Raw genomic sequence first — 15,538 nt, forward strand, 5'->3', positions numbered from 1 at the left:
GATCTCGCGAATGAGTCCCGAATTTCTTGCAACGGCTCTGATCGTATGCCTGCTCCCAGGAACCGGCGTGATCTTCACGCTCTCGACGGCCTTGTCGCGCGGCCTGCGCGCCAGTCTCGTCGCCGCGTTCGGATGCACGCTGGGGATCATTCCGCACATGGTGGCCGCGATCACCGGTCTCGCGGCCATTCTCCATACGAGCGCCCTCGCCTTTCAGGCGCTCAAGGTTGCCGGCGTGGCCTATCTTCTGCTGATGGCGTGGCGAACCGTCCGGGACACCGGCATTCTCACCCTCGGCTCGGAAACCGCCCCGCGCTCCGCCGGCCAGATCGTCGTCTCGGCGATCCTCCTCAATTTCCTCAATCCGAAGCTATCGATCTTCTTCCTCGCGTTTCTGCCGCAATTCGTGGCGCCGGGCGACCCACGCCTGCTCGCCCACATGCTGGAGCTCAGCCTGGTCTTCATGGCGATGACCTTTGCCGTCTTCGCCCTCTACGGATGTTTTGCGTCGGCGGTGCGCAACCGGGTCATCGCGCGGCCGAAGGTGATGGCTTGGCTGCGCCGCAGCTTCGCCGCGGCGTTCGTGGCTCTCGGCTTCAAGCTGGCATTCGCCGAGCGGTGAACGATCCGGCGCCGAGGCGTCCCTGAATGGTCAGCGCCGCAGTTCCCGGACGCCGGCGCCGAGAAGCACCAGGCCGAAGGCGCCGAAAGCCGCCCCCATCAGCGCCTCCACGCCTCTGGCGAATCGGCCGTAGAGGCGTGTCGCAACTTCGGTCGAGAACAGGAACGCGTAGAGGCCGTAGATCGTCAGGGCGCTGAGCGCTCCAACGGGTCCGAACGCCAGGACCTGGGTGCTGGTCAGGCCCAGACCGAACAGAAACATCGCCACCGCGCACCACATCAGCGCGGCCTTGGGGTTGGTCATCACCACCAGGAAGCCGCGTCGCCAGGCCGCGGCGGCGGTCAACCGGCCGGCTTCGCGTGCTGCCTTGGTTCCGCCGCCCCTGAGCGACGCCTGGAACGCCCGAACCGCTATATAGAGAAGATAGAGGCCGCCCAGGATCTTCATGATCGTCAGGGCCATCGGCACGAGCTTGAACAGCGCGCTCAGGCCGAAGGCCACGGCCGCCGCCCAGACGAGAACGCCCGACGCGATGCCGAGCACGACGAAGAAGGCCGCGCGCCGTCCCTGCCCCAGACCCGCGCTGGCCACGGCGATCGTGTTCGGACCAGGCGCCGCCTGCGCCGCGCATACGCCGACCAGCGCGGCCAGAAATGCTGACAGCATATCCCGTTTCCTTGTCCTCAATCCGCGCTGGGCAGGCGGCGCATGGTGAATTCGACCTCGTCGTCCGGCAGAATCCGCCAACTTTCGACCGAGGTCCAATAGGCAGCCTTGGGATAACGCTCGAACCACTCCCGCGCCTTCACGCGCGCCGCCTCACGCGGCAGAGTGAACGTCTCGCGCACGAAATCGTCGCGCCGCTCCGTCTTGGCGGCCCGGCTTCTCTGCAACTGACGCTTCAGGCCGTCGAGCGGCGGGCGGGGCAACCGCGTCATCGTCGATAACCGTTCCTGTTTCGATCGGTCTGCCTTGATCCACAGGAAAGATAGCGCCAGCGCGTCGCCATTGCGAATCGCCCCGGTCATGGCCATCCCTTGCGGGGGCGCGGCCGCAAGCGTTCTCCGCACCCGCGCTCGCCATGGGATTTTCGCGGCGGTCCGCTAGCTTGCCGGGAGGGAGAGGCAAGACCAGACCCGTCCGTCGCCGGCGACCGGCGCGAGACAGGTCAGCGAGTACGAGGAAATTCCATGGAACGTCCCGATCTGCCGGACGGATTGCCCGACGACATCGAAAGCAAGAAGGAAACGACAAAGGCCTGGTTCGAGACCCTGCGCGATCAGATCTGCGCGGCGTTCGAAGCGCTCGAGGACGAGTTTCCCGGCGATGACAGCTTGCCGGCCGGCCGCTTCGAGCGCACCGAATGGTCGCGAGAGGGAGACGGCGGCGGAGGCCTCATGTCGATGCTTCACGGCCGCGTCTTCGAAAAGGCGGGGGTTCACACCTCCACCGTGTTCGGCGAATTCTCGCCCGAGTTCCGCAAGCAGATCCCGGGTGCGGAGGAAGATCCGACGTTCTGGGCGTCCGGCATCTCGCTGATCGCCCACACCCGCAACCCGCACGTCCCAGCGGTGCACATGAACACGCGCATGGTGGTGACGAGCCGCCAATGGTTCGGCGGCGGCGCCGACCTGACGCCGATGCTGGATCGCCGGCGCGCCCGGGACGACGTCGACGCGGCGGCCTTCCACCGGGCCATGCAGTTCGTCTGCGAACGCCATTCCTCGGTCGCCGACTATGCGAAGTTCAAGGATTGGTGCGACAGCTATTTCTACCTGCCGCATCGCGACGAACCGCGCGGCATCGGCGGCATTTTCTACGACTGGCTGCATTCCAGCGATAAGGACGGCGGCTGGGAGGCTGACTTCGCCTTCACCAAGGACGTCGGCAAAGGCTTTCTCGTGGTCTATCCGCATCTGGTGCGGCACAATGCCGCCACCGAATGGACCGAGGCGGATCGCGAGGAGCAGCTCATCCGGCGCGGCCGCTATGTGGAATACAACCTTCTCTACGATCGCGGTACGATCTTCGGGCTGAAGACGGGCGGCAACGTCGCCTCGATTCTCTCGTCCATGCCGCCGATTGTTAAGTGGCCATAAGGACTTATGAAAATCTAAACGAACAGCCCCCTTTTTTCGCCGGGCACCAAGGCTTATCTTAAGGAGACAGCAACAAGACGGGAGAGGTTGCGATGTATGAACTCGACTGTGCAGGCGTGATCCCAGGTTGCAACCGCGTGATCCGCGCGGACAGCCAAGCGGAGGTGATTCGGCGGGCGGTGGTCCAGGCGAAGCAACTCGGCATCGATGAGATCACCCCGTCGATGATGGATTCGTTCCGGACCAAGACGACCGAGTTTCGGACTGTCGGAAGCGACAGGCCGCACTGACAAACGGTCTCACGCGAAGCATTGCGAGCGGGCCATCTGGCCCGCTTTTTCTTTACGTACCCCCGGAAACCCGGTCCGCCGCGATCTTTTCCAGCAGCTTGTCGCGCGACAGGACGAAGCCGCTGTCGACCCATGTCCGACGCAGACGGTTGAGCGTTTCGCCCAAAGCCGGCCCCGCCGGTATCCCGTGGCGGATCAGATCGTCGCCCGAGAGCGGAAACTCCGGCGGCGCGAATGTCTCGGCGGACTTCAGCATGCCATGGAGGGCCGCCACCGTGCCAAACACGCCTGGATCGGCCGCAGCCTTGGCCTTCGCAGCCGCGTAGGCCAAGCGCAGACGATCGCGGATCGCCGGTCGGTCACCGAAATAAAGCCGGCCCCGCAGGCGGGCGGCGGGTTCCTCGGCGTCGATCGGTTCGGCGGTGGCCCAGGCGAGCAGCCGATCACGCTCGGCATTGGAGAGGCGCAGTCGCGTCGCCAGTGCCGACATGCGGGCGGGATCTGGAGGGACGATCGCCTGCAGCCGCAACAATGCGTCCGCCTCCCAGCCGAGGTCGGCTTCCGCCGCGCACAGGCCGTGGATCGCGTCGATCCCCCAGCGCTCGGACTCGGGCAGAATCTTGGTCAGAACGCCCGTCTGGCGCATCCAGAGCAGCGCGCGGGAAGGGTCGGGCGCGCCGAGCAGCTTGCGCAGTTCCGCCCAGACCCGCTCGGCCGAGAGCCTCTTCAATTCGCTCTTGAAGCGCGCGGAAGCCCGTATCGCCTCCGCATCGGGGCGGCCCTGGCCATACCAGGCAAAAAAGCGGAAGAAGCGCAGCACCCGCAGGTGATCCTCCTGGATGCGGGCCGCTGCCTCGCCGATGAAGCGCACCTGCCGCGCCTCGATATCGGCGATGCCGCCGACCAGATCGAACACCCGGCCCCCGGCGTCGCAGTAGAGCGCGTTGATGGTGAAATCCCGCCGTTGCGCATCGGCGCGCCAGTCGCGGCCGAACAGGACGCGCGCATGGCGGCCGTCGGTCTCGACATCGCGGCGCAGCGTCGTCACCTCATAGGCGCGGTCCAGCGCGACGACCGTCACGGTGCCGTGCTCGAAGCCGGTGGGCACCACCTTGAAGCCGGCGGCTTGCGCCCGGCTCGTGGACTCTTCGGGCGTCGTCGTCGTCGCCACGTCGATGTCGGTCACGGACCGGCCGAGCAGCGTGTTGCGCACGGCGCCGCCGACGACGCGAGCCTCCTCGTCCTCGCCGGCGAGCGCCTTCAGCAGGGACTGCAGCGAGGCCGTCTTCAGCCACTCCGCTTCGAGCCGGGTGTCGCTCACGCGTAAAGCCTTTCATACAGCGTTCGAATGATGCCGGCCGTCGCGCCCCAGATGAGATGGCGGCCGAACGGCATGGTGTAGTAGAAGCGCTCCCGGCCCTGCCAGACACGACTTTCCTTGCGGTGGTTCGCCGGGTTCATCAGAAAGCCCAGCGGCACCTCGAAAATGTCGTCGACCTCGTCGGGATTGGCCCGCAGGTCGAAGCCCGGACTGACCACCGCCAGCACCGGCGTGATCCGGAAGCCGGTCGTGGTGAAATAGCGCGGCAGCCGGCCCACCGTCTCGACGAAGCGGGCTTCGAGCGCGATCTCCTCGAAGCTCTCTCGCAATGCGGCCGCTTCGATCGAGGCATCGTCGGCGTCGACGCTCCCCCCCGGAAAGGCGACCTGACCGGAATGTTTGCGTAGTTTTTGGGTGCGACGGGTGAGCAGAACGTTGGCGTCCGCCCCGCAGTCGATCACCGGCACCAGGACAGCTGCCTCCCGCGTGCCGGTTCGATCGATCAGGGGGTCCAGATCGGGGTTGAGCACGTGATCGCCATAGTCGACGTCGAGACCCGCTCCGCCGCGAATCAGCACCCGCCGGCGAAAGTCGGCGGCGTCATAGCCTTTGAGACGAAGAGCGGGTTGTGGAGAACGCCCCGAGGGAGCCGTCGATTCTTGCGCGAGGGGATCTGATCGATGCATCTGTTTTTCTTCGCAAATCCTATCGCGCCGCGCTAGCCCGGCCAGACTTGTCGTCTTATTTTGGCCAGCGTTGAAGGTCACGAAATAGTGGTTGCTGTCGCGCTTGTCAGACGGATTGGTTAACGCTTGCATAGCGACGAGGAATGCCGGCCGATGCGGCCTGTCGAGCCGGCTCCATCACCAACGGAGATCGAGAGATGACGCTGCTCGCGCCGACTGAATCCGCGCTGGACAATGCTGCGGTCGTCGCCTTGGCGGAAGAGGCTCTGGGCGATGTCGCTCGCGTTCGCGAGTCGGTCGGCCGCGTCATTTTCGGACAGGAGAGCGTGGTCGAGCAGACGCTCGTGGCGCTGCTTGCCGGCGGCCATGCGCTGCTGGTCGGCGTGCCGGGCCTGGCCAAGACCAAGCTGGTGGAAACGCTCGGCACAGCGCTCGGCCTCAACACGCGGCGCATTCAGTTCACCCCCGATCTGATGCCCTCCGACATCGTCGGCAGCGAGGTGATGGACCAGGACGAAAACGGCCGGCGTTCCTTCCGCTTCGTGCGCGGCCCGGTCTTCGCCCAGCTGCTGATGGCCGACGAAATCAACCGCGCCTCGCCGCGCACCCAGTCGGCGCTGCTGCAGTCGATGCAGGAGTACCACGTGACGGTGGCCGGCGAGCGTCACGACCTGCCCTCGCCGTTCCACGTGCTGGCGACGCAAAATCCGCTGGAGCAGGAGGGCACCTATCCCCTGCCCGAGGCCCAGCTCGACCGATTCCTGATGCAGGTCGACGTCTTCTATCCCTCGATCGAGGCCGAGCGCCGTATTCTCATGGAAACGACGGGCGGCGCCGAGCAAACGGCGACGGCCGTCTTGACCGCCGACCGGCTGAAGCAGATCCAGGCGCTGATCCGCCGCATGCCGGTCGCCGAAAGCGTCGTCGATGCGATCCTCACACTGGTGCGCTCGGCGCGGCCGGGCAACGGCAATGCCGAAGCCGACACCCATGTCGCCTGGGGCCCCGGCCCCCGCGCCGCACAGGCGCTGATGACCTGCGTGCGGGCGCGGGCGCTCTATGACGGACGCCTCGCCCCTTCCATCGACGATGTGATGGCGCTGGCCGAGCCGATCCTGCAGCATCGCATGGCGCTCAACTTCGCCGCCCGCGCCGAGGGCATGAGCGTGCGCGACGTCATCGCGACACTGAAGCGCGGCGCAGCCTGAGAAGCCGATGGCGCCGATCGGCCACACCGTACCGCTGACTTCCGGGCCGGACGCGCTTATCCGGGCGCGGCAGCGCGCCGCCCTGCTCCCCGACCTCCTGGTCGAGGCGCATCGGGTGGTAAGCTCGACCATCGCCGGCTGGCATGGCAGGCGGCGGCGCGGCACCGGCGAGAACTTCTGGCAGTTCCGCCCGTTCGTGGATGGCGAGGCGGTCGCGCGGATCGACTGGCGGCGCTCGGCGCGCGACGATCACGTCTATCTGCGCGACCAGGAATGGGAAGCGGCGCAGACGGTCTGGCTGTGGGCCGATCCCTCGCCGTCGATGCTCTACATCTCCAGGGCAGCCCAGGTTTCCAAGGAATCTCGGGCGCTGGTCCTGGTGCTGGCGCTGGCCGAGCTGCTGTCGCGCTCGGGCGAACGTGTCGGCTATCCCGGCGTCGTCGATCCGGTCAATTCGCGCAACGCCGCCGAGCGGATCGCCGCGGCCCTGCTGAGCAACCGGCCGGTCGCCGATTTTCCTCCCGACGACCGGCTCAAGCGGTTCAGCGAGATCGTCATCGTCAGCGATTTCCTCAACCCCGTCGAGGAGACCATCGCGCAGATCGAGCGGATCGCCCGACACGGCATCCGCGGCCATCTCGTGGCGATCGCCGATCCGGCGGAAGAGACCTTTCCCTATGCCGGACGCACAGAGTTCCGCGATCCGGAGACGGGAGCGCGGCTGACTGCCGGCCGGGCCGAGACGCTCGCCGCCGACTACCGCCGGGTGTTCGAGGCGCAGCGTGCGACGCTTGCCGAATACTGCCGCAAGCTGGGTTGGAGTTTCGTGCCGCATCGAACCGATCGTCTGGCCTCGGAGGCGCTGGTCGCCGTCCATAGCCGCCTGTCCGGAAACGCCCAAGTGACGGGGCCCCGCGCATGATCGGCGGCCTTTCGCTGTCCTTCGGAGCGCCGCTCGTCCTGTTCGGCCTGCTGGCGCTGCCGGTGATCTGGTGGCTCCTGAAGCTGACCCCGCCGCGCCCGCAGACCGAGGCGTTTCCGCCACTGCGCATTCTGCAGAGCGTGCTGAAGACCGAGGAGACGCCGTCGAAGAGCCCGTGGTGGCTGACGCTGTTGCGGCTGCTGTTGGCGGCGATCGTCATCCTGGCGCTCGCCGCGCCGACGCTGAACCCGCGCGAGGCGGTGCTGAGCGGCTCCGGTCCGCTGGCGCTCATCGTTGACAATGGCTGGGCGAGCGGTCCCGACTGGGACCTGCGCCAGAACGCGGCCGAGGATCTGATCCGCGAGGCCGGCGAGGCCGGGCGACCGGTTGCTCTTGTCCTGACCGCCGAAGGCCCGACCGACGACGCGACGCCCGCCGAGGCCGATACCGCTCTGGAACGCCTGCGCGCCGCGCGCCCTCGGCCGATCCCGACCGACCGGCCGGCGGCGGCGGAGCGGCTCCGGACGGCGCTGGCGGGAGCCGCCTCCCCCAGCCTCGTGCTGCTGACCGACGGGCTCGACAGCGAGGGCGCGGTCCCGGCGCTCGACGGATTGAGCCAACTGCGCCCGAACGACGCCATCGTCTATCGTCCGGCGACCGACGACCTCGTCGGCCTCACCGCGGCGGACAATTCGACCGAGGCCCTGGTCGTCACCGCGATCCGGCCGGACGGTGCGGCCGGCGCCCCGCATTTCACGCTGCGCGCCCTCGACGAGCAGAGCCGTGAGGTCGGCCGTGCGCCGCTCGACTTCGCCCCCGGCGAGGCTCAGGCCGAGGCGCGCTTCGAGGTGCCCGTCGACCTGCGCAACGACATCGCCCGGCTTGAGGTCGACAATACCTTCAGCGCCGGCGCGGTCCGGCTGGTGGACGACAGCTTCCGGCGCCGCCGAGTGGCTCTGGTCTCCGGCGAATCCTCCGATCTCGCCCAGCCGCTGCTCTCGCCGCTCTATTACATCACCCGCGCGCTGCAGCCCTTTGCCGACCTCGATCAGGCCGACAGCGCCGATCTCGCCACCGCGATTCCGCAGCTTCTGCAACGCCATCCCTCGGTCATGGTCCTGGCCGATATCGGTGTCCTGCCCGAAGAGGCGGAGAGCGCGGTACAGAGCTTCGTCGAGAACGGCGGGCTGCTGGTGCGTTTTGCCGGTCCCCGCCTTGCCGCCCAGACCGGAGAGGATCCGCTGGTGCCTGTGCGGCTGCGGCGTGGCGAGCGCCAACTGGGCGGCGCCCTGACCTGGGCCGAGCCGCAGCACGTCGCTCCCATGGCCGATGACAGCCCGTTTGCCGGAATCGCCGTCGGCGACGACGTCACCGTCGCCAAGCAGATCCTGGCGGAGCCGTCCGCCGAACTGGCGAGCAAGACCTGGGCGAGCCTGGCCGACGGAACGCCGCTGGTCACGGCGGAAACGGTCGGCGCAGGGACCATCGTCCTGTTTCACGTCACTGCCGAGGCGACCTGGTCGAACCTGCCGATCTCGGGCGCCTTCGTGGAGATGCTGCGCCGGATCGTCAGCCTGTCGCGAGCCGGCGGCGAGGCCGGCGCACAGACGACGGCGCGCACGTTGCCGCCCTATCGCGTACTCGACGGACAAGGGCATCTGACGACGCCCGGACCGGAAGCCGAACCGCTGGCGCTCGAAGCCGGCGAGGCGCCGGCCGTGGCGCGCGCCCATCCGCCCGGACTTTACGGCACCGAGGATGGCTACATGGCACTCAACCTCTTCGGACCGGAAGCCACGCTCAGGGCTCTCCCCGATCTCGACCTCGGCACCTCGGTCACCACCCTCGGCTATGGCCGCAGCGAAGCTCTCGACCTGATGCCCTGGCTGTTCGCCGCCGCCTTGGTGCTGTTCGCGCTCGATGCCCTGGCCCTGTTGTGGCTGAATGGCGGACTGGCCCGGATCGGCAGGCGCGGGCATGGCCGCGATGCGGCGGCGCTGCCGATGATCGCGCTGCTCGCCGTCACTACCGTTGCTGTGATGACGACGCCTGGCCAGGCACAGGACAGCCTGTCGGACGAGGCGCAGCGGGCGAGCGAAGCGGTTCCGCTCGACGTCGATCGGGCGATCGAAGCGACGAAGACCACGCATCTGGCCTATGTCGAAACGGGCGACGCGAGCCTGGACGAGATATCGCGGCGCGGCTTGGAGGGTCTAACCCGCTACATCGCGGCGAAGACGTCGCTGGAGCCGGGCAAACCGATGGGTGTCGACATCGCCACCGACGAGCTTGCCTTCTTTCCCATCCTCTACTGGCCGATCGACGAGGCGGCGCCGATGCCGAGCGACGCCGCGATCAGCCGGATCGACGCCTATATGAAGAATGGCGGCACGATGCTGTTCGACGTCCATGACGACGCGATGAGCTCGCTGTCGGGCGCCGTATCGCCGGGGCAGCGCCGCCTTCGCGAGATTCTGGCCGATCTCGACATTCCGCCGCTGGAGCCGGTTCCGCCCGACCATGTGCTCACCAAGGCGTTTTACATGATGGAGCGGTTTCCCGGCCGCCACAGCGATTCGGAACTCTGGGTCGAGGCCTTGGGCGACAGCGAAGATCCGAGCCGGCCGGCACGGGCCGGAGACGGGGTGTCCTCGGTGATGATCACCTCGAACGACTTTGCATCGGCCTGGGCGGTCGATGACAATGGGATGTTTCTCTATCCGACCGACAATGCCGACCCGACACAGCGCGAATACGCCTTCCGCGCCGGCGTCAACATCGTGATGTACGTGCTGACCGGTAATTACAAGGCCGATCAGGTCCATGTCCCGGCGCTTCTGGAAAGGCTGGGCCAATGACCTGGTCGGTGGATTTCTCGCCGTTCTTTCCCTGGCAGGTCCTCGCCGCCCTCGCCGTGCCGGCAGTCCTTCTGGCGCTGGCGCTGGTTCTGGCCGGCACGCGCGGCGCGCCGATCCGCATTCTGGCGATCGCCGCCCTGCTGCTGGCGCTTCTCAACCCCGTGGTCCTGCGCGAGGAACGCGATCCGTTGAAGAGCGTCGTGGCGCTGGTCGTCGACGACAGCCAAAGCCAGACGATTGGCGAACGAAGCACCCAGACCCAGGAAGCCGTCGCCGATCTTCAGGAAAAACTCGCGCGGCATCCCGAATTCGAGGTGCGCACCGTCGAGGCGCACTCGTCCGGCAGTTCTTCCGGCGATGCCACGACGGCGCTGTTCGGCGCACTCGATACCGCACTGCACGACGTCTCTCCTGGCCGCGTGGCAGGCGCCGTCATGGTGACCGACGGTCAGGTCCACGACATTCCACAGAACGCCCAGTCGCTCGGCTTCGATGCCCCGGTGCACGCGCTGATCACCGGCCGGCCGGATGAATTCGACCGGCGCATCGAGGTGCTGACGGCACCGCGCTTCGGCCTCGTCGACGAAGAGCAGACGCTGAGCTACCAGGTGATCGAGGAGGGACCGAAGGCCTCCGATCAGCCGGTGGCGGTACAGGTCTTTCTCAATGGCGATCTCATTGCCCGCGAGCAGGCCCGGCCCGGCCAGACCGCCTCGTTCCAGTTCAAGCTGCCGCGCGCCGGCGAAAGCATCCTCGAACTCTCGGCTGCCGCCGACCCGGACGAGATCACCACGGTCAACAACCGCGCCATCGCCGTGGTAGAAGGCATCCGCGAGAACCTCCGCGTGCTTCTCGTCTCCGGCGAACCGCATGCCGGCGAGCGGACCTGGCGCAATCTCCTGAAGTCGGATGCGACCGTCGATCTGGTGCATTTCACCATCCTGCGTCCGCCGGAAAAGCAGGACGGGACGCCGATCAACGAGCTGTCGCTGATCGCCTTTCCGACGCGCGAGCTGTTCGTCGAGAAGATCGAGGACTTCGATCTCATTATCTTCGACCGCTACCAGCGGCGCGGCGTGCTGCCGACGCTCTATTTCGACTACATGGCCCAATACGTGGAAAACGGCGGTGCCATGCTGATCGCCTCCGGTCCCGAATATGCCGGCCCCGATTCGCTGGCCAGCACACCGCTGGCATCGATCCTGCCGGCGATGCCGACGGGAGGCGTCGAGGAAGTTCCGTTTAGGCCCGAGCTCTCGGAACTCGGCAGGCGCCATCCGGTGACACGCGACCTGCCGGGCTCGGACTCCAAGCCCCCGGACTGGAGCCAATGGTTCCGCTCCGTCGACGTGGAGCGGGTGGAGGGCGAAACGGTGATGACCGGACCGGACAACAAGCCGCTCCTGGTGCTCAACCGCGCCGGCGAGGGTCGCGTGGCGCTTCTCTTGTCCGACCAGAACTGGCTGTGGTCGCGCGACTTCGAGGGCGGCGGGCCGCATGTGGCGCTGTTCCGCCGCCTCGCGCACTGGCTGATGAAGGAGCCGGAGCTCGAAGAAGAGGCGCTCGGCGCCGAGGCCCGCGGCGACGATCTGGTGATCACACGGCAGACCATCGGCGGCGACCCCGGCCCGGCCACCGTGATTACGCCTTCGGGCGACGCGGTCTCGGTGGACCTCAGCGAAGCCGAACCCGGCCGCTGGGAAGGCCGCCTGCAGACCAAGGAGCTTGGGCTCTATCAGGTGGGCAACCAGGATCTTCGGACGCTCGCCAACGTCGGGCCGGCAAACCCGCGCGAGTATCGCGGCGCCATCTCCACCGAAGACAAGCTGGCGCCGATCGCGGAGGCCACGCGCGGCAGCGTGCGGCGGCTCGCCGGTGCGGAAGGTGCCATCACCGTGCCGCGCATCGTGCCGTTCTCGGGCCGCGCCGATGCCGACGGCCGCGACTGGATCGGGCTCAAGACCACCGACGAGACGGTACTGCGCGGCGTCGACCGCACCCCGCTCTTCGCCGGCTTTCTCGGTCTCGCAGTATTGCTTCTGGCACTTTCGGCCACTTGGTATCGCGAAGGACGGTAGCGGCGCCAAGAAACTTGGCAGCTTACAATCGAGGTGCGACGCGCCCTGACAGGCCCGTCAGGGCACCCTCGGCCAGCGGCAAGGCGAGCAGGCGCGCGGGATCGACCGGTCCCGGCATGCGAACGCTGCCGGGCGGCAGGCGGCGATAGCCGAGCGGCCCGTAATAGGGCAGGTCTCCCACCAGGAAAATCACCGTCTCTCCGGCGCGCATGGCGCCCTCCGCCGCCAGTCGCATCAAGGCCTTGCCGACACCCTTGTTCTTGTGGGCCGGGCGAACCGCGAGCGGCCCCAGCATAAGGGCCGGCCGGCGGCCGATCGCGACCGGCGTCAGGCGCACCGAGCCGATCACCCCGCCGTTCAGCACGGCGACGAAGGAGAGGGCGCGATCGTGGGCCGCCATCTCGCGCACACGCTCGGCGGCGCGCGCGAAACGTCCCGGGCCGAACGCCTCGTCGGCGATCTCGGCGATGACGGCATCATGGTCGGCGGTTTCCGGCAGGTACCGGACATCGGCAGGAGAAGGCATCGTTCAGGGCCCGTTCGAGCGGCTTTAGTACCGCTCGCGCCCCTGGGGCGTGTCGAAGAGCGGCGTCAGATCGGTTTGGCGCTAGCGCGGAAGCTCGCTCGTCGTCGCATGGATTGGTCCAGCCCGTTATTGTGCGTGCTGCGCTTAGCATCGAATCCGAGCCGCGTCCATTCCCTACCGGAAACCGGGTGACGGACTGTTCGCCCCTTGCCCCCTGGGAACGCATGGGCAAAGCGCCGATTTTCACTCCAGGATGGAAACGGTACAGCGAGATGGGATGGCACCATGGGACTTCTGGTCGACGGCAGATGGCAGGACAAGTGGTACGACACGGAATCGACCGGCGGCCGATTCAAGCGGACCACCACGACCTTTCGTCGCTGGATCACGTCCGACGGCGCTGTAGGCCCGGACGGCCAAGAGGCATTCGTGGCGGAACCCGGCCGCTATCACCTCTATGTCTCGCTCGCCTGCCCCTGGGCGCATCGCACCCTGATTACCCGCAGGCTGAAAAAGCTCGAAGACGTGATTTCGCTGTCGATCGTCGACTATCACATGGGCGAAGACGGCTGGGTGTTCTCGGATCGCGCCGGCGCGATCCCCGACAGCGTCAACCACAAAGCCAAGCTCTACGAGATCTATTTGGAAGCCGATCCGCACTATTCGGGCCGGGTCACCGTTCCGGTGCTGTGGGACAAGACGACTGGAACCATCGTCAATAACGAATCCGCCGAGATCATCCGCATCTTCAACAGCGCGTTCGACGAATGGGGCGATGCCAGCGTAGACGTGTCGCCGCAAGAGCTTCTGCCCGAGATCGATGCCGTGAACGCGATGGTCTATCGATCGGTGAACAACGGCGTCTACAAGTGCGGCTTCGCAACCACCCAGGAAGCGTACGAAGAGGCGTTTCGCGCCTTGTTCGCCACACTGGAGGAGCTTGAGGGGCGGCTATCGCGCCAGCGCTACCTGGTGGGCGACGGGCTGAGCGAAGCCGACATCCGCCTGTTCACCACGCTGATCCGTTTCGACGCGGTCTATCATGGTCACTTCAAGTGTAATTGGAAGCGGATCGCGGACTATCCCAACCTCTTCCACTTCATGCTCGACATCTATCAGACGCCCGGCGTGGCGGAGACGGTGAACTTCGACCACATCAAGGGCCACTACTACACCAGCCACAAGACCATCAATCCGACCGGCATCGTTCCGCTCGGTCCCGACCAGGACCTCACTCAATCCCACGGACGCGATCGGCTCTTCCGGTCCTGACGGCGCCGCCCTTCACCAGCGGTCGCTGAGCGGCGCGTCGAAGCAGAGTTCCTCGATGCGCCGCCGGCTGGCCGGCGAAAGTGTCTCCGGCAAGGCGTCGAGCGCGAAGAACCCCGCCTCGGCGATCTCCCGATTGGGACGCACCGGTTCGGTCTGGCGTACCGTGCAGCGGTAGAGGATGACGTGGTCGCGGCGCGACCCGCTATCGTTGTAGTAGACGGCGACGAGTTCAGGAGCGGACAACGCCTCCAGACGCCCCTCCTCCGCGAGTTCCCGCGTCAGCGCCGCCAGCGCGGGCTCACCGGCCTCGACGCCGCCGCCCGGCAGATGCCAGCCGGCGAGATAGGTGTGGCGCACGAGAAAAATGCGGCCGTCACCGTCGAAAGCGGCGCCGCGCACCCCGAGCGTCATCGGCCGACGGAGGAGATGGCCGAAATGGAGAAGGCGCAGATAGAAGTTCGCCATCATCGCTGCACTCCCTTCCCATCATCGGCCCAGCGTCTAGATTTGGAACGATGTTTCGCCTCGCCCACCTGTCCGACATCCATCTCGGCCCGCTGCCCGAATTGAGCGTGCGTCAGCTGATCTCCAAGCGGATCATCGGCTACGTCAACTGGCAGCAGAACCGCAAGCGCTTCATGTTCGGCGACACCCTGATCTCGCTGATCGCGGACCTGAAAGCGCAGCACCCCGACCATATCTGCGTGACCGGCGATCTCGTCAATCTCGGGACCCACCAGGAGGCCATCGCCGCTCGCCTGTGGCTCGAAGACCTCGGCACCCCGGACTATGTCTCCGCCATTCCCGGCAATCACGATGCCTACGTGCCCGGCGCGCTGAAGCGATCCTATGCGGAGTGGCACGACTACATGACCGGCGACAGCCCGCTGACCTCGGTGCGCGGCGCCTTTCCCTATCTGCGCGTGCGCGGCAAGGTGGCGATCATCGGCCTGTCGAGCGCCGAGGCAACGGCGCCCTTCTTCGCCACCGGCACGTTCAAGCGCCGGCAGGCGATCGCCCTGGCCAGGCTGCTCGACGACTGCCGGGCGACCGACCACTTTCGCGTGGTGATGATCCATCATCCGCCGGTTCCGGGCGCCGCGGCCTGGAGCAAGCGCCTGCACGGCAAGCAGATGTTCTCCAAGATCATCCGCGAAGTGGGCGCCGAACTCGTGCTGCACGGCCACACCCACCTCGACACGATCTATTGGCTGCAAGGCCCCAACGGCAAGGTGCCGGTGGTGGGCGTTCCGTCGGCGAGCCAGAGCCCGGGGACCGACCATCCGGCGGCGCGCTACAATCTGTTCGAGATTTCGGGCACGAGCGGCCATTGGACGCTCACCCAACGCGAGCGCGGCCATCGCGAAAGCGGCCAGGGCATCGACTGGATCCGCGAGCGCGAGATCCTTGCGGACGGCACGACGGTTCGTGCAGAGCCGCGGGCGGATGCGAGACCGGCCCGCGAGCCCGAGCAGGACGAACAGTCGCTCTAGAGCGGGATGGGATTAGGTTGGACCATATCCTGAGTTGACGAGGTAGTTGGCGCATTCGTCTGACGAGATCGAAGCGAGAATCTGCGCGATGGCGTCGGAGACGGCTTGGTAGGTCCGTTCTCCAGCCTTGCGCAGCAGATGCTTGAGTTTGGCAAAGAGCTGC

15 protein-coding genes and 1 pseudogene are annotated in these 15,538 nt (G+C 66.9%); 9 read left to right on the top strand and 7 right to left on the bottom strand.

The genetic code is table 11. From position 1 onward, the window contains the following. Positions 1-10: 10 nt before the first annotated feature. A complete protein-coding gene (locus SMD10_RS08275; protein WP_331685199.1) occupies positions 11-622 on the top strand; it encodes a LysE family translocator in 612 nt (203 codons plus the stop codon). Between the two features lie 30 nt (positions 623-652). Here SMD10_RS08275 and SMD10_RS08280 read toward each other — a convergent pair whose 3' ends face one another. After that, a complete protein-coding gene (locus SMD10_RS08280; protein WP_331685200.1) occupies positions 653-1,288 on the bottom strand; it encodes a LysE family translocator in 636 nt (211 codons plus the stop codon). 17 nt (positions 1,289-1,305) lie between these two features. After that, positions 1,306-1,560, bottom strand: a complete 255-nt coding sequence (locus SMD10_RS08285; RefSeq protein ID WP_331685201.1) for a hypothetical protein — start codon at positions 1,558-1,560, stop codon at positions 1,306-1,308. A 252-nt stretch (positions 1,561-1,812) separates the two neighbouring features. Here SMD10_RS08285 and hemF point away from each other — a divergent pair, with 252 nt between their 5' ends. Together hemF and SMD10_RS08295 are read left to right on the top strand one after the other, a co-directional pair. Next, complete coding sequence (hemF, locus tag SMD10_RS08290; protein WP_331685202.1) at positions 1,813-2,721, top strand: oxygen-dependent coproporphyrinogen oxidase; 909 nt, start codon at positions 1,813-1,815, stop codon at positions 2,719-2,721. Between the two features lie 92 nt (positions 2,722-2,813). After that, a complete protein-coding gene (locus SMD10_RS08295) occupies positions 2,814-3,011 on the top strand; it encodes a DUF1059 domain-containing protein (protein WP_331685203.1) in 198 nt (65 codons plus the stop codon). 52 nt (positions 3,012-3,063) lie between these two features. On the opposite strand, the gene SMD10_RS08300 is transcribed toward SMD10_RS08295, so the two are convergent. Both SMD10_RS08300 and SMD10_RS08305 read right to left on the bottom strand, forming a co-directional pair. Continuing rightward, positions 3,064-4,332, bottom strand: a complete 1,269-nt coding sequence (locus tag SMD10_RS08300) for a CCA tRNA nucleotidyltransferase (RefSeq protein ID WP_331685204.1) — start codon at positions 4,330-4,332, stop codon at positions 3,064-3,066. Further along, entirely contained in the window at positions 4,329-5,018 is a 690-nt protein-coding gene (locus SMD10_RS08305; protein WP_331685205.1) for a CoA pyrophosphatase, read from the bottom strand. The genes SMD10_RS08300 and SMD10_RS08305 overlap by 4 nt, the downstream gene beginning before the upstream one ends. 197 nt (positions 5,019-5,215) lie before the next feature. Here SMD10_RS08305 and SMD10_RS08310 point away from each other — a divergent pair, with 197 nt between their 5' ends. Genes SMD10_RS08310 through SMD10_RS08325 form a run of 4 tightly spaced genes read left to right on the top strand, consistent with a single transcriptional unit; the run spans position 5,216 to position 12,084 of the window. Continuing rightward, entirely contained in the window at positions 5,216-6,226 is a 1,011-nt protein-coding gene (locus SMD10_RS08310; RefSeq protein ID WP_331685206.1) for an AAA family ATPase, read from the top strand. A gap of 7 nt (positions 6,227-6,233) precedes the next feature. Beyond that, positions 6,234-7,148: a DUF58 domain-containing protein gene (locus SMD10_RS08315; protein ID WP_331685207.1), complete on the top strand. Its 915-nt coding sequence runs from the start codon at positions 6,234-6,236 to the stop codon at positions 7,146-7,148. Further along, positions 7,145-10,006, top strand: a complete 2,862-nt coding sequence (locus SMD10_RS08320) for a DUF4159 domain-containing protein (RefSeq protein ID WP_331685208.1) — start codon at positions 7,145-7,147, stop codon at positions 10,004-10,006. Before SMD10_RS08315 ends, SMD10_RS08320 begins: the two co-directional genes overlap by 4 nt. Continuing rightward, positions 10,003-12,084: a hypothetical protein gene (locus SMD10_RS08325; protein WP_331685209.1), complete on the top strand. Its 2,082-nt coding sequence runs from the start codon at positions 10,003-10,005 to the stop codon at positions 12,082-12,084. Before SMD10_RS08320 ends, SMD10_RS08325 begins: the two co-directional genes overlap by 4 nt. 22 nt (positions 12,085-12,106) lie before the next feature. Here SMD10_RS08325 and SMD10_RS08330 read toward each other — a convergent pair whose 3' ends face one another. Beyond that, positions 12,107-12,610, bottom strand: coding sequence for a GNAT family N-acetyltransferase (locus tag SMD10_RS08330; protein WP_331685210.1), 504 nt, complete (start codon positions 12,608-12,610; stop codon positions 12,107-12,109). A 285-nt stretch (positions 12,611-12,895) separates the two neighbouring features. Between SMD10_RS08330 and SMD10_RS08335 the strand changes: the two genes are divergently transcribed. Next, positions 12,896-13,882 (top strand): glutathione S-transferase family protein, encoded by a 987-nt coding sequence (locus tag SMD10_RS08335; protein WP_331685211.1) that lies wholly within the window; start codon positions 12,896-12,898, stop codon positions 13,880-13,882. 12 nt (positions 13,883-13,894) lie between these two features. On the opposite strand, the gene SMD10_RS08340 is transcribed toward SMD10_RS08335, so the two are convergent. After that, positions 13,895-14,350 carry an NUDIX domain-containing protein gene (locus SMD10_RS08340; RefSeq protein WP_331685212.1) on the bottom strand — a complete coding sequence of 152 codons (456 nt, stop codon included), beginning with the start codon at positions 14,348-14,350 and terminating at the stop codon, positions 13,895-13,897. A gap of 47 nt (positions 14,351-14,397) precedes the next feature. On the opposite strand from SMD10_RS08340, the gene SMD10_RS08345 reads away from it, so the two are divergent. After that, the gene (locus tag SMD10_RS08345) at positions 14,398-15,375 is read left to right on the top strand and encodes a metallophosphoesterase family protein (RefSeq protein WP_331685213.1); all 978 of its coding nucleotides are present in this window, start codon (positions 14,398-14,400) and stop codon (positions 15,373-15,375) included. A gap of 12 nt (positions 15,376-15,387) precedes the next feature. Here SMD10_RS08345 and SMD10_RS08350 read toward each other — a convergent pair. Further along, positions 15,388-15,538 (bottom strand): annotated as a pseudogene (locus tag SMD10_RS08350) (IS630 family transposase); the annotation flags it as partial.

Origin of the sequence: Consotaella aegiceratis (assembly GCF_036541425.1) — a bacterium.
Lineage (GTDB): Bacteria > Pseudomonadota > Alphaproteobacteria > Rhizobiales > Rhizobiaceae > Consotaella > Consotaella aegiceratis.

Coding starts and splice junctions, on each gene's coding strand:
- SMD10_RS08275 (WP_331685199.1), top strand. CDS start 11: ATGAGTCCCGAATTTCTTGCAACGGCTCTGATCGTATGCCTGCTCCCA.
- SMD10_RS08280 (WP_331685200.1), bottom strand. CDS start 1,288: ATGCTGTCAGCATTTCTGGCCGCGCTGGTCGGCGTATGCGCGGCGCAG.
- SMD10_RS08285 (WP_331685201.1), bottom strand. CDS start 1,560: ATGACGCGGTTGCCCCGCCCGCCGCTCGACGGCCTGAAGCGTCAGTTG.
- hemF (WP_331685202.1), top strand. CDS start 1,813: ATGGAACGTCCCGATCTGCCGGACGGATTGCCCGACGACATCGAAAGC.
- SMD10_RS08295 (WP_331685203.1), top strand. CDS start 2,814: ATGTATGAACTCGACTGTGCAGGCGTGATCCCAGGTTGCAACCGCGTG.
- SMD10_RS08305 (WP_331685205.1), bottom strand. CDS start 5,018: ATGCATCGATCAGATCCCCTCGCGCAAGAATCGACGGCTCCCTCGGGG.
- SMD10_RS08310 (WP_331685206.1), top strand. CDS start 5,216: ATGACGCTGCTCGCGCCGACTGAATCCGCGCTGGACAATGCTGCGGTC.
- SMD10_RS08315 (WP_331685207.1), top strand. CDS start 6,234: ATGGCGCCGATCGGCCACACCGTACCGCTGACTTCCGGGCCGGACGCG.
- SMD10_RS08320 (WP_331685208.1), top strand. CDS start 7,145: ATGATCGGCGGCCTTTCGCTGTCCTTCGGAGCGCCGCTCGTCCTGTTC.
- SMD10_RS08325 (WP_331685209.1), top strand. CDS start 10,003: ATGACCTGGTCGGTGGATTTCTCGCCGTTCTTTCCCTGGCAGGTCCTC.
- SMD10_RS08330 (WP_331685210.1), bottom strand. CDS start 12,610: ATGCCTTCTCCTGCCGATGTCCGGTACCTGCCGGAAACCGCCGACCAT.
- SMD10_RS08335 (WP_331685211.1), top strand. CDS start 12,896: ATGGGACTTCTGGTCGACGGCAGATGGCAGGACAAGTGGTACGACACG.
- SMD10_RS08340 (WP_331685212.1), bottom strand. CDS start 14,350: ATGATGGCGAACTTCTATCTGCGCCTTCTCCATTTCGGCCATCTCCTC.
- SMD10_RS08345 (WP_331685213.1), top strand. CDS start 14,398: ATGTTTCGCCTCGCCCACCTGTCCGACATCCATCTCGGCCCGCTGCCC.